Annotated in this window: 19 protein-coding genes and 1 tRNA gene; 12 read left to right on the forward strand and 8 right to left on the reverse strand. The window is 72.6% G+C overall.

All coding sequences use genetic code 11. The annotated features are described in order from the left end of the window. Positions 1-5: 5 nt before the first annotated feature. The 4 genes from ACYVAQ_RS19980 (at position 6) to ACYVAQ_RS19995 (ending at position 4,436) form a co-directional block, all read left to right on the forward strand. Positions 6-488, forward strand: coding sequence for a DUF421 domain-containing protein (locus ACYVAQ_RS19980; protein ID WP_460792260.1), 483 nt, complete (start codon positions 6-8; stop codon positions 486-488). Next, positions 485-3,394 carry an FAD-binding and (Fe-S)-binding domain-containing protein gene (locus ACYVAQ_RS19985; protein WP_460792262.1) on the forward strand — a complete coding sequence of 970 codons (2,910 nt, stop codon included), beginning with the start codon at positions 485-487 and terminating at the stop codon, positions 3,392-3,394. Before ACYVAQ_RS19980 ends, ACYVAQ_RS19985 begins: the two co-directional genes overlap by 4 nt. Before the next feature lie 231 nt (positions 3,395-3,625). Further along, positions 3,626-4,249 carry a DUF2231 domain-containing protein gene (locus ACYVAQ_RS19990; RefSeq protein WP_460792263.1) on the forward strand — a complete coding sequence of 208 codons (624 nt, stop codon included), beginning with the start codon at positions 3,626-3,628 and terminating at the stop codon, positions 4,247-4,249. 55 nt (positions 4,250-4,304) lie between these two features. Beyond that, on the forward strand, positions 4,305-4,436 hold the full coding sequence (locus tag ACYVAQ_RS19995; RefSeq protein WP_460792264.1) for a hypothetical protein: 132 nt from the start codon (positions 4,305-4,307) through the stop codon (positions 4,434-4,436). 5 nt (positions 4,437-4,441) lie between these two features. Here the strand turns inward: ACYVAQ_RS19995 and ACYVAQ_RS20000 are convergent, their stop codons facing one another. Next, on the reverse strand, positions 4,442-5,179 hold the full coding sequence (locus ACYVAQ_RS20000) for a metallophosphoesterase family protein (protein WP_460792265.1): 738 nt from the start codon (positions 5,177-5,179) through the stop codon (positions 4,442-4,444). Beyond that, positions 5,169-5,732 (reverse strand): nucleotidyltransferase family protein, encoded by a 564-nt coding sequence (locus ACYVAQ_RS20005; RefSeq protein ID WP_460792266.1) that lies wholly within the window; start codon positions 5,730-5,732, stop codon positions 5,169-5,171. Before ACYVAQ_RS20005 ends, ACYVAQ_RS20000 begins: the two co-directional genes overlap by 11 nt. Positions 5,733-5,856: 124 nt before the next feature. Here ACYVAQ_RS20005 and ACYVAQ_RS20010 point away from each other — a divergent pair, with 124 nt between their 5' ends. The 3 genes from ACYVAQ_RS20010 (at position 5,857) to ACYVAQ_RS20020 (ending at position 8,185) form a co-directional block, all read left to right on the forward strand. Then, positions 5,857-6,435, forward strand: coding sequence for a hemerythrin domain-containing protein (locus ACYVAQ_RS20010; RefSeq protein ID WP_460792267.1), 579 nt, complete (start codon positions 5,857-5,859; stop codon positions 6,433-6,435). Positions 6,436-6,530: 95 nt separating this feature from the next. Next, positions 6,531-7,091, forward strand: coding sequence for a type 1 glutamine amidotransferase domain-containing protein (locus ACYVAQ_RS20015; RefSeq protein ID WP_460792268.1), 561 nt, complete (start codon positions 6,531-6,533; stop codon positions 7,089-7,091). 5 nt (positions 7,092-7,096) lie between these two features. Continuing rightward, positions 7,097-8,185 (forward strand): enolase C-terminal domain-like protein, encoded by a 1,089-nt coding sequence (locus tag ACYVAQ_RS20020; protein ID WP_460792269.1) that lies wholly within the window; start codon positions 7,097-7,099, stop codon positions 8,183-8,185. A gap of 10 nt (positions 8,186-8,195) precedes the next feature. Here the strand turns inward: ACYVAQ_RS20020 and ACYVAQ_RS20025 are convergent, their stop codons facing one another. Both ACYVAQ_RS20025 and ACYVAQ_RS20030 read right to left on the reverse strand, forming a co-directional pair. Further along, entirely contained in the window at positions 8,196-9,056 is an 861-nt protein-coding gene (locus ACYVAQ_RS20025) for a cation diffusion facilitator family transporter (RefSeq protein WP_460792306.1), read from the reverse strand. 84 nt (positions 9,057-9,140) lie between these two features. Further along, positions 9,141-10,721: a GMC family oxidoreductase gene (locus ACYVAQ_RS20030; RefSeq protein WP_460792270.1), complete on the reverse strand. Its 1,581-nt coding sequence runs from the start codon at positions 10,719-10,721 to the stop codon at positions 9,141-9,143. Between the two features lie 109 nt (positions 10,722-10,830). Between ACYVAQ_RS20030 and ACYVAQ_RS20035 the strand changes: the two genes are divergently transcribed. After that, positions 10,831-12,057, forward strand: coding sequence for a PucR family transcriptional regulator (locus ACYVAQ_RS20035; protein ID WP_460792271.1), 1,227 nt, complete (start codon positions 10,831-10,833; stop codon positions 12,055-12,057). A 6-nt stretch (positions 12,058-12,063) separates the two neighbouring features. On the opposite strand, the gene ACYVAQ_RS20040 is transcribed toward ACYVAQ_RS20035, so the two are convergent. Continuing rightward, positions 12,064-15,411, reverse strand: coding sequence for a bifunctional proline dehydrogenase/L-glutamate gamma-semialdehyde dehydrogenase (locus ACYVAQ_RS20040; RefSeq protein ID WP_460792272.1), 3,348 nt, complete (start codon positions 15,409-15,411; stop codon positions 12,064-12,066). 81 nt (positions 15,412-15,492) lie between these two features. Here ACYVAQ_RS20040 and ACYVAQ_RS20045 point away from each other — a divergent pair, with 81 nt between their 5' ends. Then, positions 15,493-16,401, forward strand: a complete 909-nt coding sequence (locus tag ACYVAQ_RS20045; protein WP_460792273.1) for a LysR family transcriptional regulator — start codon at positions 15,493-15,495, stop codon at positions 16,399-16,401. Between the two features lie 56 nt (positions 16,402-16,457). Here the strand turns inward: ACYVAQ_RS20045 and ACYVAQ_RS20050 are convergent. Next, a tRNA-Pro gene (locus ACYVAQ_RS20050) sits at positions 16,458-16,531 on the reverse strand. A 228-nt stretch (positions 16,532-16,759) separates the two neighbouring features. Here ACYVAQ_RS20050 and ACYVAQ_RS20055 point away from each other — a divergent pair. Continuing rightward, complete coding sequence (locus tag ACYVAQ_RS20055; protein ID WP_460792274.1) at positions 16,760-17,383, forward strand: PDDEXK-like family protein; 624 nt, start codon at positions 16,760-16,762, stop codon at positions 17,381-17,383. Here the strand turns inward: ACYVAQ_RS20055 and ACYVAQ_RS20060 are convergent. Together ACYVAQ_RS20060 and ACYVAQ_RS20065 are read right to left on the reverse strand one after the other, a co-directional pair. Then, positions 17,359-20,673, reverse strand: a complete 3,315-nt coding sequence (locus ACYVAQ_RS20060) for an error-prone DNA polymerase (RefSeq protein ID WP_460792275.1) — start codon at positions 20,671-20,673, stop codon at positions 17,359-17,361. The genes ACYVAQ_RS20055 and ACYVAQ_RS20060 overlap by 25 nt on opposite strands. A gap of 31 nt (positions 20,674-20,704) precedes the next feature. Beyond that, positions 20,705-21,736, reverse strand: coding sequence for a MerR family transcriptional regulator (locus tag ACYVAQ_RS20065; RefSeq protein ID WP_460792277.1), 1,032 nt, complete (start codon positions 21,734-21,736; stop codon positions 20,705-20,707). A gap of 116 nt (positions 21,737-21,852) precedes the next feature. On the opposite strand from ACYVAQ_RS20065, the gene ACYVAQ_RS20070 reads away from it, so the two are divergent. Next, entirely contained in the window at positions 21,853-22,062 is a 210-nt protein-coding gene (locus tag ACYVAQ_RS20070; RefSeq protein WP_460792278.1) for a hypothetical protein, read from the forward strand. Positions 22,063-22,090: 28 nt separating this feature from the next. Continuing rightward, the gene (locus tag ACYVAQ_RS20075; RefSeq protein ID WP_460792307.1) at positions 22,091-22,330 is read left to right on the forward strand and encodes a DUF1272 domain-containing protein; all 240 of its coding nucleotides are present in this window, start codon (positions 22,091-22,093) and stop codon (positions 22,328-22,330) included. Positions 22,331-22,332 lie beyond the last annotated feature (2 nt).

The raw sequence follows: 22,332 nt of genomic DNA on the forward strand, positions 1-22,332 counted from the left end.
TCGCGATGGAGATCGGTCTCAGAGCACTGGTCATGTTCGTCTTCCTGTGGGGCGTGACCCGAGCGGTCGGCCGCGCCACGCTCGGCGAGCTGAGCACGTTCGAGCTGCTGCTCTACGTCACCCTCGGTGACCTGATCCAGCAGGCGGTCACGCAGCAGGACTACTCGCTGACCGGCGGCATCATCGCGATCTCGGTGTTCGCGGTGCTGACCGTCGCGCTGTCCTGGGCGCAGTGGCGGTTCCCGCGGCTGCGCACGGCCATCAACGGCGCCCCGGTCGTCGTGCTCCGGGACGGCCGAATGCTCGACCGGGCCATGCGCGAGCAGCGGCTCAGCGAGACGGACCTGATCACCGCCGCGCGGCAGCAGGGCATCCGGGACCTGGCCGAGCTCGACCTCGCGGTGCTCGAGGCGGACGGCAAGATCTCCTTCTTCCGGGCCGGGTCCTCCGGCGAGTCCGGAGCTCCCGAGACGGCGGACGTGTCATGAGCACCGCGCTGGACCCGGATCCCGCGGCCGAGGTCGAGGCGGCGCTCCGAGCGGTCGTGCCGGGCGGGGTGCACTTCGACGCCGGGTACCGGGCGGCGTACTCGACCGATGCCTCGAACTACCGACAGGTGCCGATCGGGGTGGTGGTCCCCCGCTCGGTCGACGAGGCGGTCGCCGCCGTGCGCGTCTGCCACGAGCACGGCGTACCCCTGCTGTCACGGGGCGGCGGCACCAGCCTGGCCGGTCAGTGCACGAACACGGCGGTCGTCATCGACTGGTCGGTGCACTGCCGCTCGGTGCTCGAGGTGGACGCCGAGCGCCGTACGTGCGTCGTGGAGCCGGGCATCGTCCTCGACGACCTCAACCGCGAGCTGGCGCCGACGGGCCTGAGGTTCGGCCCCGAACCCGCGACCCACCGCAACTGCACGATCGGCGGCATGATCGGCAACAACTCCTGCGGAGCCACGGCCCAGCGCACCGGCAAGGTCGTCGACAACGTACGCCGCCTGGAGGTCCTGCTCGCCGACGGCACCCGGTTCTGGTGCGGCCCCACGACCGACGAGGAGCTCGCCCTGATCGAGGCCCGCGGCGACCTGCGCGCGTCGGTCTACCGCAGGCTCCGCGACCTCGCCCAGGAGTACGCCGACGACGTCCGCCACGCCTTCCCGCACATCCCACGCCGGGTGTCGGGCTACAACCTCGACAGCCTGCTGCCGGAGTACGGCTTCGACGTCGCGCGGGCGCTGGTCGGGAGCGAGTCGACGCTCGTGACGGTGCTGCACGCGGAGCTGGAGCTCGTGCCCGTGCTGCCCGAGAGCAGCCTGGTCGTGCTCGGCTTCGACAGCATCGACGCGGCCGCGGACGCGGTGCCGTCCGTGCTCAGCCACGAGCCCGAGGCGCTCGAGGGCCTCGACGAGCACCTGCTGCGCGACGAGAAGCTGCAGCACGAGCACCTCGACGCGATGGCCCACCTGCCGGCGGGCCGCGCCTACCTGGTCGTGCAGCTCTCGGGCGACGCGCGGGACGAGGTCGACGAGCGCGCCCGGCGGCTGCGCGACGAGGTCGACCGCTGGCCGCACCCGCCCTCGACCCGGATCGTGGGCGATCCCGAGGAGCAGGCGAAGATCTGGACCGTCCGCGAGGCCGGGCTCGGCGCGACTGCTCATCCGCCGGGCCACCGGGAGACCCACGAGGGCTGGGAGGACTCGGCGGTTCCCGTCGAGGCCCTCGGCGACTACCTGCGCGACCTGCGCCGGCTCTTCGAGAAGTTCGGCTACGAGGACGACGCCGGCCCGGCGCTCTACGGGCACTTCGGCCAGGGGTGCGTCCACACCCGGATCCCGTTCGAGCTCACCACGGCGCGCGGGGTGGCGGCGTTCCGCTCCTTCCTCGAGGCCGCCGCCGACCTGGTCGTCCGGTACGGCGGGTCGCTCTCCGGCGAGCACGGCGACGGCCAGACGCGCGGCGAGCTGCTCGGGCGGATGTACCCGCCGCGGGTCGTGCGCGCGTTCGAGGAGCTCAAGGCGATCTTCGACCCGCGCGACCTCATGAACCCCGGCAAGGTCGTGCACCCCCGTGCGCTCGACCAGGACCTGCGCTGGGGTCCGGGGTGGACCCCGCGACAGGAGCGGCGGACCTGGTTCGCCTTCCCCGACGACGGCGGCTCGTTCGCCGATGCCGCCGACCGGTGCGTCGGCGTGGGCCGGTGCCGGCAGTCGGAGCCCAAGGACCAGGTGATGTGCCCGTCGTACCAGGTGACGAGGGACGAGCGGCACTCCACCCGCGGGCGGTCGCGGCTGCTGTTCGAGATGCTCGACGGGCACCGCGAGGGGCCGATCGCGGACGGCTGGCGCTCCGAGGAGGTCCGCGAGGCGCTCGACCTGTGCCTGGCCTGCAAGGGCTGCAAGCACGACTGCCCCGTCGGGGTCGACATGGCGACGTACAAGGCGGAGTTCCTGGCGCACCACTACGCCGGGCGGATCCGTCCGCGCGCCGACTATGCCCTCGGGTGGCTGCCCGCCGGCGTACGGATGGCGCGGCGGGCGGGTCTCGTCGGTACGGCGAACGCGCTGTTCGCCAACCCGCTCACCCGTCGGCTCGGAGCAGCGGCGGCCGGACTCGAGAACCGACCGTTCCCGCCGATCGCGCCGCGGAGCCTGCAGCAGTGGGCGGCCGACCGGCCGGCCCGGCGTACGACGAACCGGACCGTGCTGCTGTGGCCGGACACCTTCACCAACCAGTTCGCACCCGAGATCGGGCGGGACGCCGTGCGGGTCCTCGAGGACGCCGGCTTCTCCGTCGAGATCCCGGCCGAGCCGCTGTGCTGCGGCCTCACCTGGATCTCCACCGGCCAGCTGCGGACCGCGCGCCGCCGGCTGACCCGGGCGACCGCGGTCGTCGCCGACCACCTGCACCGCGGCGGGCTCGTGGTCGGCCTCGAGCCGTCCTGCACCGCCGTGCTGCGGTCCGACGGCCCCGAGCTGCTGCCCGAGAACCGCGACGTACGCCGGCTGCACGACCAGACCCTCACCCTGGCCGAGCTGCTCACCCGGCACGCGCCGGACTGGCACCCGGAGCTGGTCGGGCGGGCGGCCGCCGCGCAGGTGCACTGCCACCAGCACGCGATCATGGGCTGGGACGCCGACGAGGACCTGCTGGCGTCGGCGGGCGTCGACGCGGAGCGGCTGCCGTCCGGCTGCTGCGGGCTCGCGGGCAACTTCGGCTTCACCCGCGGGCACGGCGAGATCAGCCGCGACATCGCGGGGCAGGCGCTGCTGCCGGAGCTCGCCCGGCGCTCCCCCGACGTCGCCGTGCTCGCCGACGGGTTCTCGTGCCGCACGCAGATCGAGCAGCTCGCCGGACGGCGGCCCCTGCACCTCGCCCAGCTGCTGGCGCAGGGGCTCTGACCCGGCCCGTCAGCCCACGGCGCGATGCCGCCGGTCGACCGGGTGCCGGAACCCGAGGAGCAGAGCGGCGACCGGACGACGGACACGGGCTCGGCGAGCGTCTCGCCAGCGTCGGCGCCAGCGCGACCCCGACCGCGCCGCGGGGCCGCTCTCCTGGACGTGTGTCATCCGTTCCGGGTACCCGGACCGGGGCTGCCGCATGTGCCGGGGGCGGGCGGGTACGGCGTACCCATGAACTCACTGGACCCGCAGACCGAGCTGTTCAAGCGCCTCGCCGCCTCCAGCGCCGCGAGCCTGCTGGAGCCCCTCTACAGCAGGGCCGCCGACGCCCTCGACTCCTCCGGGTACGCCGGGGTCCTCCGCGGGGAGGGCTGGCTGAACCACGCTGCCCACCCGGTGCTGACCGACGTACCGATCGGGCTGCTCACCGCCACCAGCGTGCTGGACCTGCTGGGCGGCCCGAAGTCGCGGCGGGCCCGGACCATCCTGTGCGGCCTGGGCGTGCTGTCCGCCGTACCGACGGCGGCCAGCGGCCTGGCCGACTGGAGCCGGCTCGAGGGCGAGGACCGGCGGCTCGGCGTCATCCACGCGGCCGGGAACGGCGCGGCGATCGCGCTGTACGCGAAGTCCACCCTGCTGCGCCTGCGCGGTCACCACGGCCGCGGCACGCTCAGCGCCCTCGCGGGTGCCGGCGTGATGGCCGCCGCGGGTCACCTCGGTGGCGAGCTCGCGCTCAACCGTGGTGCCGCGTCGCGTCACCCGGCTCCGGCGGGTGGGCCGCTGCCGACCGAGCACCCGGTCCCGGAAGGCGCTCACGCCCGGACGGCGGCTCGACCGGCTCCGCACTCAGCGTGAGCTGGTCGTCGACCTGCTGCCCCGGCGCCGCCTCGCGCAGCACCGCCAGCACCCGTTGCCGACGCTCCTCGGACGCGACCTCGCCCTGAGCGACGATCCGGTCCCCCACCGCGAGCACGTGCACCCCGAGCTCATGCGTGCGTTCGTCGTCGACCAGGGCGCGCTCCAGCCGTCGCGCCTCGCGTGACTCGTTCATCGTGTGCCTCCTGGGAACACCTCGTAGATGCGGTACGCCGCCCGGATGACCGGCTGGGCGACGTTGCGGACCGGGCGGCCGTCCGCCGTCAGTCCCTTCTCGGCGCCGGCGTGGGCGTGCCCGTGGATCGCGAGGTCCGCTGCCGCGTCGTCGACCACCTCGCCGAGCAGGTAGTTGCCCAGGAACGGCCAGATCTCGACAGGCTCGCCGTGCAGCGTGTCGTCGACCGGGGCGAAGTGGGTGAGGGCGACCCGCACGTCGGCGTCGAGACCATCGAACGCCTGCCGCAGGCCGTCGGCCGCGCTGATGCCGTGGCGCGTGAACGCGCGCATCTCCGGCTCGCCGAAGTCCGAGGCGCACCGGCCGCTGAAGCCCAGGCAGAAGCCCTTGGCACCGGCGATGCCCAAGGTCCCGGCGGGAGTGTCGACGACGGTCGCCGAGGCCTCCAGGACGCGGATGCCGGCGTCCTCCAGCAGCCAGGTGATCGAGCCCTCGACGCCGGAGTGGTAGTCGTGGTTGCCGAGCACCACGACCACGGGCACCGGCGCTCCCCCGAGCTCCTCGGCGACCACGGCCGCCTCGTCGACCGTGCCGTGCTGGGTGAGGTCCCCGGCGACGAGCAGCACGTCGGCCTTGCCCTCGAGCTCCTGGACGGCCGGGCGATAGCGGCCGCGGAGGTCCTCGCCGAGGTGGACGTCGCCGACGGCCGCGATCCGGATCGGGTCAGCGCGCATCGTCGCCCCCGCCGCGGATCCCGAGCGCCTCCACGAGCCCCAGGAAGGCCTGGCCGAAGGGGTTGTCCCCGACCTTCCGGCTCACGGACTCCCAGTCGATCTGCTCGCGGAGGGACCGGGCCCAGGCCAGGGGCGCGGAGAGATCGCAGGAGTGGTCGCTGAGGGCGAGCAGCCGCGAGAGCAGCAGATCGGTGGCGGACAGCACCGGCATCATCACCGAGTCCACGCTCACCTCGTCGCTGCGCGAGAGCAGCCCTTCGTCGACGTCGCCCATCGTGAGCCGGTGGATGACGTCGACGGTCACCCCGTCCCGACGTACCTTCGCCAGCCAGTCCTCCGGGGCGTCCACCAGCTCGTGACCGGAGGCTGCCAGGGCCGCCAGCGCCGACGCGCTGTCGTCCGGCTGGACGACGAAGTCCACGTCGTGGGTGCTCTCCGGACCGCCGCGGGCCCACGCCGCGTAGCCCCCGGCGAGGGCGAACGGGATCTCTGCCCGCTTCAGGGTGGTCGCCGCGGACTTCAACGTCTCGCGCTGGGCACGGAAGGTATCCACGGCTGCGCGGTGCCCATGGCCCGATGGCGCAAACCTGCCCGCTCCGGCCCGCTGCATGGCGCCCCGACCACCGGGTACCGCGCCCGTGTCCGAAGAACGATCCACCGACCCCCAGGAGGACCTGATGGGTGACGCCACGGAGGACATGCAGCAGGCCGCGAAGCTTCCCGAGGGAGACGTGATCCGCATGCTGCTCGAGCAGCACGCCCGGATCCGCACGCTCTTCACCGACGTCCACGAGGCGATCGGGAAGGCACGCGCGGACCTCTTCGCCGAGCTGCGCGCGACGCTCGTCGTGCACGAGACCGCCGAGCAGCTCGTGCTGCGGCCGGCATCGAAGAAGGTGGCCGGCAGCGACGTCGCCGAGGCGCGGGTCGACGAGGAGGCCGAGGCCACCAAGGTGCTCGCCGAGCTCGAGCGGATGGACTCCGGCAGCGCGGAGTTCCACGCCCTGCTCACCGAGCTCCAGAAGTCGGTCGACGCCCACGCCGAGGCCGAGGAGCGCGACGAGTTCCCGGCGATCCTGGCCGGGTGCACGGCCGAGGAGCGGCAGTCGATGGGGCGGATGCTCCTCGCCACCGAGGATCTCGCGCCGACCCGTCCGCACCCGAGGACCGCGGGGCACACGATCGCGACCGTGCTGACCCTGCCGCTCGCGGCGATCGTCGACCGCACGAAGGACGCGATCTCCCAGGCCGGCTGAGACCCTCTCCCGTGCCTGTCCTGGCCGACGCGTGTCGGATCCCAGGCACGGGGTACGGCGGAGGCGACCTGCCAACGGATCGACGGAGGATGCAGATGACCGACACGAAGATCGCCTTCCTGGTCGCCAACGAGGGCATCGAGCGGGTGGAGCTCACCGCCCCCTGGGACGCGGTCGCGGATGCCGGCTACCAGCCGGTGCTGCTGGCACCGGAGCCGGGCGACGCCGAGCTGTTCGACCACCTCGACCGCGTCGACTCGATGCCGGCCGAAGGGCTGCAGGACGCCGGTTCCGCGGACGAGTACGCCGCCCTGGTGCTCCCCGGCGGGGTCGCCAACGCCGACCAGCTGCGCACCGACGCCGACGCCGTCGCGTTCGCGGGCGCCTTCCTGGCGTCCGGCAAGCCGGTCGCGGCCATCTGCCACGCGCCGTGGACGCTCGTCGAGTCCGACGTCCTCGCCGGCCGGCGGCTGACCTCCTGGCCCAGCCTGCGCACCGACATCCTCAACGCGGGCGGCGAGTGGGTCGACGAGCGCTGCGTCGTCGACGGCAACCTGATCACCAGCCGCGGGCCGGACGACCTCCCGGCCTTCACCGCCGCGCTGCTCGAGGCCGTCAACCACGGCGCCACCTCGGCGGACGTCGCCGCGATGTGAGCGCCGTGCCCGGGATCGCCGGCGTCACCGCCCGCGCCTGCACGGTGCCGACCGACGCTCCCGAGTCCGACGGCACCCTCGAGTGGGACGCGACGACGATCGTGCTCGTGACCGCGACCGCGGACGGCGTGACCGGTCTGGGGTACACCTACTGCGACGCGGCTGCGGCCGGCGTCGTCGAAGGAGTGCTCGCGGACGCGGTGCGAGGGCGTGACCCGCTCGACGTCGGCGGAGCGTGGTCGGCGATGTGGTCGGCGATCCGCAACCTCGGCCAGAGCGGCATCGCGGCGATGGCGGTCTCCGCGCTGGACATCGCGCTGTGGGACCTGAAGTCGCGGCTGCTCGACGTACCGCTCACGGTGGCGCTGGACGCGACCCACGCGTCGGTGCCGGCGTACGGGAGCGGCGGGTTCTGCAGCTACTCCGACCACCGCCTCGCGCGCCAGCTGGAGGGATGGGCGGAGCGCGGCTTCCGGGCCGTCAAGATGAAGGTCGGTCGCCGCCCGGACCTCGACGAGCACCGGGTCCGCGTGGCGCGGGAGGCGGTCGGTCCCGACGTCGAGCTGTACGTCGACGCGAACGGTGCCCTGACCCGCGGGCAGGCCCGGCGCTGGGCCCAGCTCTACGCCCGCCGCGACGTGCGGTGGTTCGAGGAGCCGGTCAGCAGCGACGACGTGTCCGGCCTGCGAGCGGTCCGCGACGCGACGACCGGCGGCCTCGAGATCGCCGCGGGCGAGTACGGGTGGGCCCTCCCACACTTCCGGCGGCTGCTCGAGGAGGGCGCCGTGGACTGCCTCCAGGCGGACGTCACGCGGTGCGGCGGGATCACGGGCTTCCGCCGGGTCGCCGCGCTCGCCGATGCGTACGGCGTCGACGTCTCGGCGCACTGCGCACCGCAGGTCAGCGCGCACGCGTGCTGCTCGGTCTGGCACCCGCGGCACCTCGAGTGGTTCCACGACCACGTCCGGGTCGAGCAGCTCCTCCTCGACGGGTGCCTCGAGCCGGAGTCCGGTCGACTGGAGCCCGACCGCGGGCGCCCGGGCCACGGGCTGACGCTCGACGAGGCCGCGGCCGAGAAGTGGGCGGTGGCCTGACCAGCGGCGGTCAGTGCATGCCGTGCTCGTGCTCGGCGTGCGAGCGCGGCTCCAGCTGGAACGTCGAGTGCTCGACGTCGAAGTGGCCGCCCAGGCAGAGCTGGACCCGGTCCAGGATCTGCGGTGCGTGGCCGTCGCTGAAGCACGAGTCGTCCACGACGAGGTGGGCGGAGAGGCTGTGGTGGCCGGACGTCACCGTCCACACGTGCAGGTCGTGCACGTCGTGCACGTGGTCGACGCGCAGCAGGTGCTGCCGGATCCCCTCGAGGTCGGTGCCGGCGGGCGCCGCCTCGAGCAGCACCCGCCCGGAGTCGCGGAGCAGGCCCCAGCCGGAGTGCAGCATGAGCGCGACCACCACCAGCGAGGCGACGGCGTCCGCGCGGACCCAGCCGGTGGTGAGGATGACGACGGCCGCGACCGCCGTACCGATGAAGCCGTAGAGGTCGGTGAGGATGTGCCGGTAGGCGCCCTCGACGTTGAGGCTGCTGCGGTTCGCGCGGGCCAGCAGCCAGGCCGCCGCGACGTTGACCACGATGCCGGCCAGGGCGACGACCAGGACGGGGCCGCCCTTCACGTCCGGCGAGGTGTCGACGAGACGCCGGACCGCCTCGACCGCGACCACCGCCGCGATCACGAGCATCGTCACGCCGTTGCCGAGCGCCGACAGGATCTCGGCCCGCTTCCAGCCGAACGTCCACTCCCCCGCCGCCGGGCGGGCCGCGAGCCGCATCGCCCACAAGGCCACCGCGATCGCGCCCGCGTCGGACAGCATGTGCCCCGCGTCGGACAGCAGCGCCAGCGACCCGGTGAGCAGCGCGACGACCACCTCGGCCGCCATGTAGGCGACGAGCAGGGCCAGCGCCGCCGTCAGGTGGCGGCGGTCCGCGTCGGTTGCGACACCGTGGTCATGATCGGCACCCACGGCCGCCAGCGTAGGGCGTCTGACCGAACCCCCTCAGGCGCCGCTCCGGATCAGGTCGGCGGCCTTCTCCCCGATCAGCATCGTGGGGGCGTGCGTGTTGCCGTGGGTGACCCGCGGCATGACCGACGCGTCGACGACCCGCAGGCCCGCGACACCGTGCACGCGCAGGGCGGCGTCGACGACGCCGTCACCCTCGGCACCGATCCGCGCCGTGCACGAGGGGTGGTAGGTGTGCTCCACGCCCTGCCGGATCGCCTCCTCCAGGTCCTTGCGGCTCGAGCCGTACGACGGACCGGGGTGGATCTCGTGGTTCGCGAACGGGCGCATCGTCCGGGACGCCAGCACCTCACGCGCCCGTTCGATCCCCTCGACCATCGACTGCATGTCACCAGCATCGGCGAAGTAGTTGTTGCAGATGAGCGGTTTGGCCTCCGGGTCCGCGGATCCGAGGCGGACCCAGCCCTCGGAGCGGGCGCCGACCAGCGAGAGACCGATGGCGATCGCGGTGCCGTCGTACTCGGCCGCGCCGTGCTGCCAGAAGTAGACCGGGGCGCCGATCATCTGCATCGCAGGGGCGTCGTCGGCCACGCTGGTGTGGAAGAAGGCCCCGGCCTCGCCGATGTTCGAGGTGAGCATCCCGCGGCGGCGCAGCAGGTAGTTCACGAGCTGGCCGGGCTTCTCGGCGTACCCGAGGTTGTCGGGGTGGCTGCTGTCCCAGTTGACCAGGTACATCGGGTGGTCCATCAGGTGCGCGCCGACGTGCGGGTTGTCGACCACCGGCGTGATGCCGTGCTCGGCGAGGTGGTCCGCCGGCCCGATGCCGGACAGCATCAGCAGCTGCGGGGTGTTGTACGCCCCGGCGCTGAGGATCACCTCCTGGCGGGCGCGGATCGTCTCGAGCCTCCCGCCGATCCGGGCGACGACGCCGACGGCACGCCCGTCCTCGACGAGCACGCGGTGCACGTGCGCGCCGGAGGTGATCGTCAGGTTGGGCCGCTTGCGGTGCGGCGCGAGGTAGCCGTCGTACGTCGTCCAGCGCTGCCCGCGCCGGGTGAACCGCTGGTAGAGCGAGGCGCCCTCCTGCTGGGCCCCGTTGAAGTCGTCGGTGCGCCCCAGCCCGACCTCGGCCATGGCCTCGACCAGCTGACGGGAGCCCTCGCGCGGGTCGGGTGCGTCCTCGACGTACTGGGGTCCGGAGGCGCCGTGGTACTCGCTCGCTCCCCTGCTGTTGGTCTCCATCCGGCGGAACAGGGGCAGGACCTCGTCGTAGGACCACCCGGTCGCGCCGGCCTTGGCCCAGCCGTCGTAGTCGGCCCGGTTGCCGCGGATGTAGATCATCGCGTTCATGCCGCTCGTGCCGCCGAGCATCTTCCCGCGGGGCTGGTAGATGCGGCGCCCGCCCAGGTGCGGCTCGGGCTCGGACTCGTAGTCCCAGTCGATCTTCGTGTGGAACTGCTTCGCGAACGCGGCAGGGATCTGCACGTTCAGGTTGGGACGGCTCCGGCCGCCGGCTTCGAGCAGCAGCACGCTGGTGGCCGGGTCCTCGGTGAGGCGGCCGGCGAGCACCGCTCCGGCCGAGCCGCTGCCGACGACGACGTGGTCGAACTCCTGCATGACGATCCTTTCGACGGGTGCTCCGAGCATGCTCGCGACCCGCGGTGGACCGCTTGTGACCCACGCCATAAGGTCGAGCGTCCCCTGGAGGTGACCCCAAAGGAGGGCCATGACCGACGCAGCGGCACCGTCGCCGGCGCTCACCACCTGGCTGCAGGAGTTCGCCGAGACGGCGATGAAGCCCGACGAGGTCGACACCTTCGTGCGTGCGATCGACGACGACATCCTGGCGGCCATCCCCGAGATCGCGGCGGACCCGACGCTCACCGAGGAGCTGCACGCCTCGACCCGCACCCAGTGGCGCAGCTTCGTGGTCGGGCTGGCCGACGAGTACCGGCTGACCCTCCCGGCCGCCGCGGTCGCCCTTGCCCTCTCGATCGCCCGGCGCAACCTGGAGATCAGCGTGCTGCTCAAGGTCTACCGGGTCGCGAACAAGACGGTCTTCCGCTACCTGATGGAACGCACCGAGCCCTCCGTTCTACCGCCGGACCTGCGACGCGACGAGGCGCTCCTCGCGGTGTGGCTGCGGGCCGAGCAGTGGATCGACGACGCGATCGAGCAGCTCATCGAGCACTACACCGCCGAGCGGACCCGGCTCGCTGCCGGCGCGCAGGCACGCCGGGCACAGACGATCGACGCCCTCCTCTCCGGCGCGGTCCCGATCGCCGACCACGCCCGCGACCTCGGCCACAACCTCGGCCAGTGGCAGACCGCGTTCGTGCTGGCCTCGCCGCCGGACGCGGACCCGGCGGCGACGCTGTTCGAGGTCGCGCAGCAGGTCTGCGCGAGCCTCGGTCTCCCCCGGCCGCTCGCCCACCCCGCCGGCAGCCGCGAGCTGTGGGGGTGGGTGAGCACGGCGGAACGGCCCTCGCTCGACCTGGCCCCGGTCGACGGGCTGCTGAGCGAGGCGGGGCTGCACCTGGCCCTCGGCGTACCGATGAAGGGGCCGGGGGCGTTCCGCACCAGCCACCTGCAGGCCCAGGCGGCGCACCGGGTCGGGCTCCGCGCGAGCTCACCCGCGCACGCCTACGAGGACATCGGGGCTGCCGGGTTGATCGGCGACGGCGAGCTCGCCCGCGAACTGGTACGCCGGGAGCTCGCGCCGCTGCTCACCGGCGCCAAGGGTGAGGACGCGCTCCGCGAGACCGCCCTGACCTACCTGCGCGCGGGCCTCAACGTCGACTCGACCGCCGAGCGGCTCTTCGTGCACCCGAACACGGTGCGCTACCGGATCGCCCGGCTCGAGGAGCAGCTCGGCCACCGCGTCTCGGAGCGTGCCGGGCTGCTCGACACCTGCCTCACCTGGCTCGAGGTGTACGGCGCCGACGCGCTCTGAGCTCGCTCAGAACAGCCCTTCGGCCAGGTCCGTGGGCGACCCGAACCGGTGCGCGGTGACAGCGACCGCCTGCTCGTGCAGGAACGTCAGCAGCTCGATCCGGCCGGCCTCGAGGACGGGCTGGGCGTAGAGAGCGATGTCGGGCCGGCCCCCGCTCTGCGCAGCGAACGTCGCGCGGCTGCCGCCGATCAGCCTGACTCGGTGCGGAGCATCCGGACCCTGCAACGTGGCGGACCACTGTGCGGCGTCCTGGTCGACCATGGTCGCGCCCCGGGCGACCAGGTCTCGGCGTACCTCCTCGGGAAGGGGTACGCCGAGGGACACGGTCACCTGCGCACCGACCCTCAGCCCGGCGGCGACGACGCGCTGCAGCTCGACCGGCTTGTCGGCCTCGAGCCGCACCGTCGCGGGCACCGGCAGGTGCCGGAGCACGTTCTTCTCCGCGAACAGGCCGCTGACGTCCCTCGGCGTACCGAGCTCGGCCCAGGCCGCCTCGTCGAAGGCCTTCGCGCGCTCGAGGTCGATCGGGCCGGTGGGCGCCCAGTCGGTGAGCCCGATCAGGTAGCTGGGCCCGCCCGCCTTCGTGCCGGCGCCGACCGCCGAGCGCTTCCAGCCGCCGAACGGCTGGCGCCGCACGATCGCGCCGACGGTGGTGCGGTTGACGTAGGCGTTGCCGGCCTCGACGGTCTCGATCCACCGCTCGACCTCGGCGCGCTCCAGGGAGTGCAACCCGGCGGTCAGCCCGAACTCCGTCTCGTTCTGGATCTCCATCGCCTCCTCGAAGGAGTCGACGGCGATCAGCCCGAGCACGGGTCCGAAGTACTCGGTGAGGTGGAACTCCGATCCCCGACGGACACCGGTCTTCACACCCGGCGACCAGACCCGTCCGGCGTCGTCGAGGCGGCGCGGCTCGACCAGCCACTCCTCCCCCGGCGCCAGCTCGGTCAGCGCGCGCAGCAGCTTGCCGCTGGCCGGCTCGATGACCGGCCCGATCTGGGTGGTCGGGTCCTCGGGGAAACCCACCTTCAGCGACGTGACGGCGTCGACGAGCTGGTCGCGGAAACGACGCGAGCGCGCCACCGAGCCGACCAGGATGCCGAGCGAGGCGGCCGAGCACTTCTGGCCGGCGTGGCCGAACGCCGAGGCGACGAGGTCCTTGACGGCGAGGTCGAGGTCGGCGTGCGGGGTGATGATGATCGAGTTCTTGCCGGACGTCTCGGCGAGCAGCGGCAGGTCCGGGCGGAAGCCGCGGAACAGCTGAGCGGTCTCGAAGGCGCCGGTGAGGATGACCCGGTCCACCTTCGGAGAGGCGACCAGCGCGCGACCGACCTCGTTCTCCGGGACGTGCACGAGCCGCAGCACGTCGCGCGGCACGCCGGCCGCCCACAGCGCCTCGACCAGGACCGAGCCGCAGCGCGCCGCCTGCGGCGCGGGCTTCACGACGACGGCCGACCCGGCGGCGAGCGCGGCGGCGATGCCGCCGGTCGGGATGGCGACCGGGAAGTTCCAGGGAGGTACGACGAGGGTCAGCCGCACCGGCTCGGGCCGCGCGCCCTCGATCCGCTCCAGCTCCTCCCCCCGCTCGGCGTAGTAGTTGAGGAAGTCGATCGCCTCGGAGACCTCGGGGTCGCCCTGGTCGAGGGTCTTGCCGCACTCGGCGCCGGCGACCTCCAGCAGCTCGGCCCGCCGCTCCTCGAAGACCACGGCGGCGGCGCGCAGGATCGCGGCGCGCTCGGCGGCCGGCCTCGCCGCCCATCCGGTCGCGGCCGCGAGCGCCCCCTCGATGACCTCCCCGACGCCGGCGACCGTGTCGACGGCGTACTCCTGGACGAGGTCGACGCCCAGCTTGGAGTCGGCGATCCGGGCGATGATCTCCGCCCCCCACGCGCGGTTGCCCGGAAGGGACGGGTCGGTGTCGGGGGTGTTCGCGAAGGGCGTGGCAGGCGTCGGGACCACGGGGAGCCGGCGGTCCTGGGTGCGGTTCGGCCGCGGCACCGAGCCGTCGACGGCTGCCAGCGACCGGACGAACCGGTCGCGCTCGCGCGCGTAGAGGGTGCTGTCGTGGTCGAGGTCGAAGACGGCGCTCATGAAGTTGTCCTGGCTGGCGCCCTCCTCGAGCCGGCGCACCAGGTAGGCGATGGCGACGTCGAAGTCGTCGGGGTGCACGACCGGGACGTAGAGCAGCAGCCCGCCGACGGTCTCGCGGACCGCCTCGGCCTGCCCCTCGGCCATCCCGAGCAGCATCTCGAACTCGACGCCGTCGCGCACCCCGCGCCCACCCGCGAGGATCCAGGCGTAGGCGACGTCGAAGAGGTTGTGGCCCGCCACCCCGACCCGGACGTTCGCGATGCGCTCGGGGGTGAGTGCGTACCCCAGCACGTTCTTGTACGACGTGTCCGACTCCTGCTTGGAGCCCCAGGTCACCAGCGGCCAGCCGTGCAGGTCGGCCTGCACCTGCTCCATCGGCAGGTTCGCGCCCTTCACCAGCCGCACCTTGATCGGGGCACCGCCTCGGGCACGACGGGCGGCCGCCCACTCCTGGAGCCGGATCATCGCCGCCATCGCGTCGGGGAGGTAGGCCTGCAGCACGATGCCGGCCTCGAGCTGCAGCAGCTCCTCGCGGTCGAGGAGCCGCTGGAAGACCTCGATGGTGATGTCGAGGTCGTGGTACTCCTCCATGTCCAGGTTGATGAACTTGCGCGAGCCGGCCGCGGACTGCTCGGCGGCGTACCGGTAGAGCGGGAGGAGCCGGTCGACGACGTGCTCGACGGCCTGGTCGTAGGCCCACGGGGCGTGCGGCGCGACCGGTGAGGAGACCTTGATCGAGACGTAGTCGACGTCGGGCCGCTGCAGCAGCCGCAGCGTGCCCTCGAAGCGGCGGTTGGCCTCGCCCTCGCCGAGCACCGCCTCGCCGAGCAGGTTGATGTTGAGGCGTACGCCTCGGCTGCGGATGCGCTCGATCTGCCGGCCGAGCCGCGAGTCCGTGGCGTCGATGAGGAGGTGACCCACCATCCGGCGGAGCACCCGGCGGGCGACGGGGATGACCAGCCAGGGCGCGACGAGCGACAGCAGGGCACCGAGCCGGAGCGCGAGCTTCTGGTGCAGCGGCAGGAAGCGGGGCGTGATCGCGACCAGCTCCCGGAGTGCCGCCGCGGCCACGCCGAGGTCCTCGGGCCGGACGACGCGGTCGACGAACCCGATGGTGAACGCGAGGCCGTGGGGGTCCTTGAGGACCTCGGCCAGGCGCTTGGCGGACGGGTGGACGGGCTTGCGGGCGGCCGCGTCGAGCCACGCGCGGACCTGCTGCTCGACCTGCTGCTCGACCTGCTGCTCGACCTGCGGGGTGGTGTCCATACCTCGATCATCGGCCGGCAGATCGATCAGGTCCAGCGACCTTTTCTTCTCGATATCGATCACTCTGGCTAACCTGTTGATGTGCTCGACGTGCGCCGCCTCCGCCTGCTCCGCGAGCTGTCGATCCACGGCACCCTGGCGGCGGTGGCCGAGGTGCTCCACCAGAGCCCGTCCTCGGTCTCGCAGCAGCTCAGCCTGCTCGAGCACGAGGTGGGTGTGGAGCTGCTCCGCAAGGCAGGCCGGCGCGTCGAGCTCACCCCGGCGGCGCAGCTGCTGGTCGAGCACACCGGCCGGGTCCTGGAGCTGCTCGAGCGGGCCCAGGCCGAGGTGGCCGCGCTGGGCGACGACGTGTCCGGGACCGTCCAGATCGCCGCCTTCCAGTCGGCGGCGCTGGCCTTCATGCCGCAGCTGCTCACCCGGCTCGCGGCCGAGCACCCGCGGCTGAAGGTCACCATGTCCCAGCGACTGCCCGAGGAGGCGCTGCTCGAGGCGCGGTCCAACGAGCTCGACCTGGTCATCGCCCAGCAGTACCCGCACCACCCCGCTCCCCTGCACGCCGAGCTGGACCGGGCGCCCCTCACCACCGACCTGCTGCGGCTCGCGGTGCCCCCGACCGGTGCGCGCTGGAAGGGGATCCGCCGGCTGGCCGACGCCGCCGACGTCCCGTGGGTGATGGAGCCGCGCGGTGCGGCCTCGCGCACCTGGGCCGAGTCGATCTGCCGGGCCGCCGGCTTCGAGCCGGAGGTCCGCTTCGAGACCGACGACCTCGAGGCCCAGATCGCCCTGGTCGAGACCGGCAACGCCGTGGTGGTGCTCCCCGACCTGATGTCGGTACGTCGCCGCCCCGCCGTCCGCTGGGTCGAGCTGCCCGGCCGCCCCCGCCGCGAGGTGTTCACCTCGACCCGGGCAGCGATCGCCAACGCCCCGCAGATCGTCGCCTGTCGGGCGGCGCTGGCCGCCGTCGTACCGGCCGAGCTGACGCTGGAATGACGAGAGGCCGCCCCGCGTCGTGCGGAACGGCCCCTGCATCGCCGAATTCTCGTCGGTCGGGCTGACAGGATTTGAACCTGCGACCCCTTGACCCCCAGTCAAGTGCTCTACCAAGCTGAGCCACAGCCCGTTGCTCGATCGTCGAGATCAAGCGGGTGAAACATTACCGCAGGCACACCGGGTCGCCTGAATCGGCCTGCGGTCAGTGTCGGGGGCGGGCTCTAGCGTGCCGATCATGGGTGGATCTCGGACGTACACCGACGAACAGCTGATCCACGCGGTCTCCGTCGCACATTCGTGGCGCGGCGTTCTTCGCGAGCTAGGGTTGAAGGCCACATCAGCCTCTGCGATGCGGTCGGTGCGACGTCATGCAGAGCGTGTCGGGATCGACCACTCCCACTTCACCGGCACCCGACGCTGGACCGACGGACAGCTGTCCGAGGCGATCGCATCGTCGTCGAGCTGGGCGATGGTTGCAGATCGGCTGGGGCTGATGGGCGGTTCGGCGACATCGACCATCCAGGGTCACGCGCTGCGCATGGGGATCGACGTCGCGCACCTCCAGTCGGACGCCCCGATCGAGCCAGCGGCTCCGGTGCCGTCGCTTACCCGCCTCCGCAGAGCGGCGCCGATGATGGCGGCAGCCTGGTTCATGCTGAACGGCGACGAGGTCTCGTGGCCCTTGGAGCCGTGCGCGTTCGACCTGCTCGTCTGGCGCTCCGGAGCCGCTGAGCGCGTCCAGGTGAAGACGACGACTCTTCGGTCCCATGAGTCCTGGGTCGCGAGCATCACACGACGCGACGGCCCCTACCTGCCCTCCGACATCGACAGCTTCTTCATCATCGACGGCGACCTCGCGTACTACTGGATCCCGTTCGCGGAGGTCGCCGGCCTCAAGACGATCACGGTCGGCGCCTACCGGAAGTTCAAGGTGGGATCGTCGTCGCTCGCGTCCGCTCACCTGAAGTCGCGGGAGGACTGACGCGCCTGCAGTGCGGAGCCCGCCCCGGGCAGCAGCACGTCGAGCGCCTCGACCCGGTCGGCGAGCAGGTTCGTGACGCCGTCCTGGCGCTCCAGCCGGCCGCGGATCACCACGGCCACCCGGTTGCGGGCGGCCTGGCGGTGCGCGCGCATCACGCCGACCGAGCAGACGACGTTGAGCATCCCGGTCTCGTCCTCGAGGTTGAGGAAGGTGATGCCCTGAGCGGTGCCGGGTCGCTGCCGGTGGGTGACCAGACCGGCCACGTGCACCCGCCGGCCGGCGTCGACCGAGCCCAGCTCGCCGATGGCGACGATCCCGTGCTCGCGCAGGCGTTCGCGCCAGTGCTCGATCGGGTGCTTGTCCGGGGAGATCCGGGTCGCCCAGAGGTCGGCCAGAGTCTCGTCGATCGCGTCCATCTCGGGCAGAGTCGGGGGCGCCGGTGCGGCGGTCGTGCCGGGCAGGTGGGCCTCGCTCTCGGCGTACCCGCTCATCCAGAGGGCCTGGCGCCGGTCCAGCCCGAATCCCTCGAACGCCCCCGCCGTGGCAAGCGCCTCGAGCTGCTGGGAGGTGAGTCCGGTACGCCGTGCGAGGTCGGTGATGTCTGCGTACGGCGCGACCTGCCGCTCCGCCTCGATCCGCCGGGCGAGCTCCAGCCCGATCCCCTTCACCGCATCCAGGCCGAGCCGAACCGCGAACCCCCCGTCCCATCGCACCTGACCAACGCGTTGGGTTTCCGGCTCAGAACCAACGCGTTGGTCAGGTACGACGGACTCCACCGGCTCCAGCCCCGCCTGCGCCCCCGACAGCGCGATGTCGGGACGGAGCACCGTGACCCCGTGCCGGCGGGCGTCGGCGACCAGCGACTGGGGCGAGTAGAAGCCCATGGGCTGGTTGCGCAGCAGGCCGGCCAGGAACGCCGCCGGGTAGTGCAGCTTGAGCCACGACGAGGCGTAGACCAGCAGCGCGAAGCTGAGCGCGTGCGACTCGGCGAAGCCGAACCCGGCGAAGGAGAGGATCTTGACGTAGATCGCGTCGGCGGCGTCGCCGGTGATGCCCTTCTCCGCCATGCCCTCGTAGAGCTTGGCCTTCACCTTCTCGATCCGCTCGATGCCGCGCTTGGAGCCCATCGCCCGGCGCAGCAGGTCGGCGTCGTCGGCGTCGCAGTTGCCGAGCGCGACGGCCATCTGCATGAGCTGCTCCTGGAAGAGGGGTACGCCGAGCGTCCGCTCCAGCACCGGGATGAGCAGCGGGTGGTCGTAGGTGACCGGCTCGCGCCCCATCTTGCGGCGGATGAACGGGTGCACCGCGCCGCCCTGGATCGGACCGGGACGGATCAGCGCGATCTCGATGGTGAGGTCGTAGAAGCTGCGCGGCTTGAGCCGCGGCAGAGTGCCGATCTGGGCCCGGCTCTCGACCTGGAAGACGCCGATCGAGTCGGCCTCTCCCAACATGTCGTAGACCGCCGGCTCCTCCTTGGGGATGCTCTGGAGGGTCCACTTCTTGCCGGTGTGCTCGGCCACCATCCGCATCGTGTGGTCGAGCGCGCCGAGCATCCCGAGCCCGAGCAGGTCGAACTTGACCAGCCCCATCGTCTCGCAGCCGTCCTTGTCCCACTGGAGCACGGTGCGCCCCGGCATCCGGGCCTTCTCGATCGGGCAGACCTCGCCGATGGGCTGTTCGGTCAGCACCATCCCGCCGGAGTGGATGCCGAGGTGGCGCGGAGCGGACAGGAACTCCTCGGCCAGCTCCTTCACCTGGCGCGGGATGTCGTCGTTCTCGATCGTGCTCCCCCACCCGTCGATCTGCTTGGACCACGCGTCCTGCTGACCGGGCGAGAAACCCAGCGCCTTGGCGGCATCACGCACCGCCATCCGCGGCCGGTAGCTGATGACGTTGCAGACCTGGGCGGCGTTACGACGGCCGTAGGTGTCGTAGACCCACTGGATCACCTCCTCGCGCCGGTCGGAGTCGAAGTCGACGTCGATGTCCGGCTCCTCCTCGCGGTGCTCGGAGATGAACCGCTCGAAGGGCAGGTCGAACTTGACCGAGTCGATCGCGGTGATGCCGAGGGCGTAGCAGACCGCCGAGCTCGCCGCCGATCCCCGGCCCTGGCAGAGGATCCCCTTGCTCTTCGCGAAGGCGACGATGTCGTGGACGATGATGAAGTAGCCGGCGAAGTCCTTGTCCGCGATCACCCGCAGCTCCCGCTCGATCCGCGCTCGCGCCAGCTGCTCGTGCTCCTCGCCGGCGTAGTACTCCACGAACCCGCGCTCGGTCAGGTGCCGCAACCAGCTGTCGGGCGTGAAGCCGACCGGGATGCCCTGCTTGGGCAGCTTCGGCGATGCCTTGCGCAGGTCGAAGGCCAGCTCCTCGGCGAGTACGACGGAGCGGCGGATCGCCTCCGGGTGCCGATCGAAGCGCGCGAGCATCTCCGCACCGCTGCGCAGGTGCGCCGAGCCGGACAGGTCGAGGCGGCCCTCGAGCTCCGCGATCGAGCTGCGGGCACCCACCGCCGCCATCGCGGTCGCGAGCCGGCGGCCGGCCGGCGTCGCGTGGTGCACGTTGCCGGTGGCGACCACGGGGAGGTGCCGGTCGGCGGCGAGAGCGGCGAGCAGGTCGTTGTCGTCGTCGGCGCCGGGGTGGTCGCGGGCGATCAGCTCCACCACGACCGCGTCGACGCCGAACCGGTCGACCAGCAGGTCGAGCTCGCGGGCCGCACCCACCGCGCCCTCGCGGGCCAGCGCCTGCCGCACGCTCCCCCGACGGCAGCCGGTCAGCACCACCCAGTGGTCGCGACCCAGGTCGACCAGCTCGTCGAGGTCGTGCTGCGGCTGCCCCTTCTCCGGGGCCCGCAGCCCGGCCTCGGTCATCGCACCGGAGAGCCGGTGGTAGCCGGCGACTCCCCGCGCCAGCACCAGCAGGTGGCTGTCGGGCAGGGTGAGCTCGGCGCCGTACACCGTCGGCATCTGCTGCTCGGTCGCCGCCTCCGCGAACAGCGGTGCCCCGGCGAAGCCGTCGTGGTCGGTCAGCGCGATCCCGGTCAGCCCCAGCCGCGTCGCCTCCTCGACGAGCTGGCGCGGGCTGCTGGCCCCGTCCAGGAAGCTGAAGTGGGAGTGGCAGTGGAGTTCGGCGTACGGCGTCACGTCGGCCGGTCGCTCGATCCGCTCGGCGACCGGCTTGGCCCGCTTCCGCGAGACCGGCGCATCCAGTCGCGCCGCCTCGCTCGGCGGCCGTCCGGACAGTCGTCGCTCGATCTCCCGCCAGGGCACCGGCGGGTTGTTCCACCCCATGACCCCATCATCGATCGAACAACTGTTCGAGTCAACTGTCGACGACGACGACCCCGTAGTTGTCGGGGGCGCCGGCGGCGAGCACCGCCGCCTCGACCGCAGCCGCCACCTCGTCGGGCGTCATGCAGGCCGTCATCAGACCTCCCAGCTCCGGGGCGGTCAGCACCGCGTGCACGCCGTCGGTGGTCAGCACGAACCGGTCGCCGGGGTGGCGTGCGACCACGGCGAGGTCCGGCTCGGGCGGCATCCCGTCAGCGATCGCGCGGTTGAGCTGTGCCCGATCCTCCCGAGCCAGCGCCTCGTCCGCGGTCAGCAGCCCCTCGTCGACCAGTCCCTGCACCAGCGTGTGGTCGCGGGTCAGCCGCTGCACGCCGCCGTCGCGGACCAGGTGCAGCCGGGAGTCGCCGACGTGCGCGACGGCCACCTTGTCCGCCCCCAGGACCAGTGCCGTGAGGGTGCACCCCGACCCCTCCCGGCCGGCGACCACCGCTGCCGCGCGGGCAACGACCTCCTCGAGCAGCGCGACGGGGTCGATCACCCCGTGCAGGTCGTCGTACCCGGCGATCACGTCCATCACCTCGGCCGCCAGCCCGACGTCGCCCCCGAAGCCGTCCGCGACCGCGAACAGCCGGGCACCGGTCATCACCGCGTCGAGCATCAGCGCCCGGCCGCCCTGTCCCTGTCGTGTGCCGACCTCGACCGCCAGCTCCTCGTCGATCCTCATCCCTGCCTCCTCGTGTCGCGACTCCTCCACGAGGACCGCCATGCTGCGCCGCCGCGACACGTGGTCGGCCTCCACCTGGCGCCAGTACGACGCCAGCTCGGCCGACCGTGCCTCCGGCGGGAGGTCCAGCACGTCACGGATGCGCATCAGCGGCATGGCGACCAGCCGCAGCTGCGCGACGAGCCGCGCTTGCCCGAGCTGTGCGGGGTCGTAGCGACGGTAGCCGCTGAAGGTGTCGACCTCCGCGGGCACGACCAGGCCCATCTCGTCGTACAGGCGCAGCGCCTTGGGGGTCAGCCCCGCGGCCTCGGCGAACTCGCCGATCGTCATCCGCTGCATGGATCCCATCCTCGTCCCCGGCGCGCTGCGCGCCGGACACCCGACACGCTGGACCTTGCCGTCGGGGCAAGGTCAAGCACCCGACTCCTCGGCGGGCGATGGGGTACCGCCCCTGCATGACACCGACACCAGATGACTCGACCGATCAGGAGCAGAGGGACGAGGAGAGGGCGTCGACCCGGGCCGAGAACCTCCTGCCCGAGGAGGAGCAGGCCGGCAGCGACGACCGTGACGCCCAGGCGGAGGCGATCCTCGAGGAGTCCGACGAGCGGGTGGAGGACCCGGAGCGGACCCGCCGCGACAGCAGCCAGACCCCGGGCGGCTGATGGCCCGATACTGGTCCACGTGCTGGAGATGAGGCCGTCCTGCGAGTGCTGCGACACCGACCTGCCGCCGGACGCCGCCGGCGCGGTGATCTGCAGCTTCGAGTGCACCTGGTGCACCGCCTGCGCCGTGGGCTGCCTGGGCGGCCTCTGCCCCAACTGCGGAGGCGTCTTCGAGACCAGGCCCCGGCGTTCGGGCCGGGCGCTCGCCGGCAGCCCGGCCTCCACGGTGCGCGTGCACCAGCCCGGCCTGCACCGCGGCGTGGATTAGCC

The sequence above is a fragment of the Nocardioides maradonensis genome (assembly GCF_054777115.1).

What these genes read in the sequence shown, in the direction of transcription:
- ACYVAQ_RS19980 (WP_460792260.1), top strand. Translation starts at nt 6, where the DNA reads ATGGAGATCGGTCTCAGAGCACTGGTCATGTTCGTCTTCCTGTGGGGC.
- ACYVAQ_RS19985 (WP_460792262.1), top strand. Translation starts at nt 485, where the DNA reads ATGAGCACCGCGCTGGACCCGGATCCCGCGGCCGAGGTCGAGGCGGCG.
- ACYVAQ_RS19990 (WP_460792263.1), top strand. Translation starts at nt 3,626, where the DNA reads ATGAACTCACTGGACCCGCAGACCGAGCTGTTCAAGCGCCTCGCCGCC.
- ACYVAQ_RS20000 (WP_460792265.1), bottom strand. Translation starts at nt 5,179, where the DNA reads ATGCGCGCTGACCCGATCCGGATCGCGGCCGTCGGCGACGTCCACCTC.
- ACYVAQ_RS20010 (WP_460792267.1), top strand. Translation starts at nt 5,857, where the DNA reads ATGGGTGACGCCACGGAGGACATGCAGCAGGCCGCGAAGCTTCCCGAG.
- ACYVAQ_RS20015 (WP_460792268.1), top strand. Translation starts at nt 6,531, where the DNA reads ATGACCGACACGAAGATCGCCTTCCTGGTCGCCAACGAGGGCATCGAG.
- ACYVAQ_RS20030 (WP_460792270.1), bottom strand. Translation starts at nt 10,721, where the DNA reads ATGCAGGAGTTCGACCACGTCGTCGTCGGCAGCGGCTCGGCCGGAGCG.
- ACYVAQ_RS20035 (WP_460792271.1), top strand. Translation starts at nt 10,831, where the DNA reads ATGACCGACGCAGCGGCACCGTCGCCGGCGCTCACCACCTGGCTGCAG.
- ACYVAQ_RS20040 (WP_460792272.1), bottom strand. Translation starts at nt 15,411, where the DNA reads ATGGACACCACCCCGCAGGTCGAGCAGCAGGTCGAGCAGCAGGTCGAG.
- ACYVAQ_RS20060 (WP_460792275.1), bottom strand. Translation starts at nt 20,673, where the DNA reads ATGGGGTGGAACAACCCGCCGGTGCCCTGGCGGGAGATCGAGCGACGA.
- ACYVAQ_RS20065 (WP_460792277.1), bottom strand. Translation starts at nt 21,736, where the DNA reads ATGCAGCGGATGACGATCGGCGAGTTCGCCGAGGCCGCGGGGCTGACC.
- ACYVAQ_RS20070 (WP_460792278.1), top strand. Translation starts at nt 21,853, where the DNA reads ATGACACCGACACCAGATGACTCGACCGATCAGGAGCAGAGGGACGAG.
- ACYVAQ_RS20075 (WP_460792307.1), top strand. Translation starts at nt 22,091, where the DNA reads ATGAGGCCGTCCTGCGAGTGCTGCGACACCGACCTGCCGCCGGACGCC.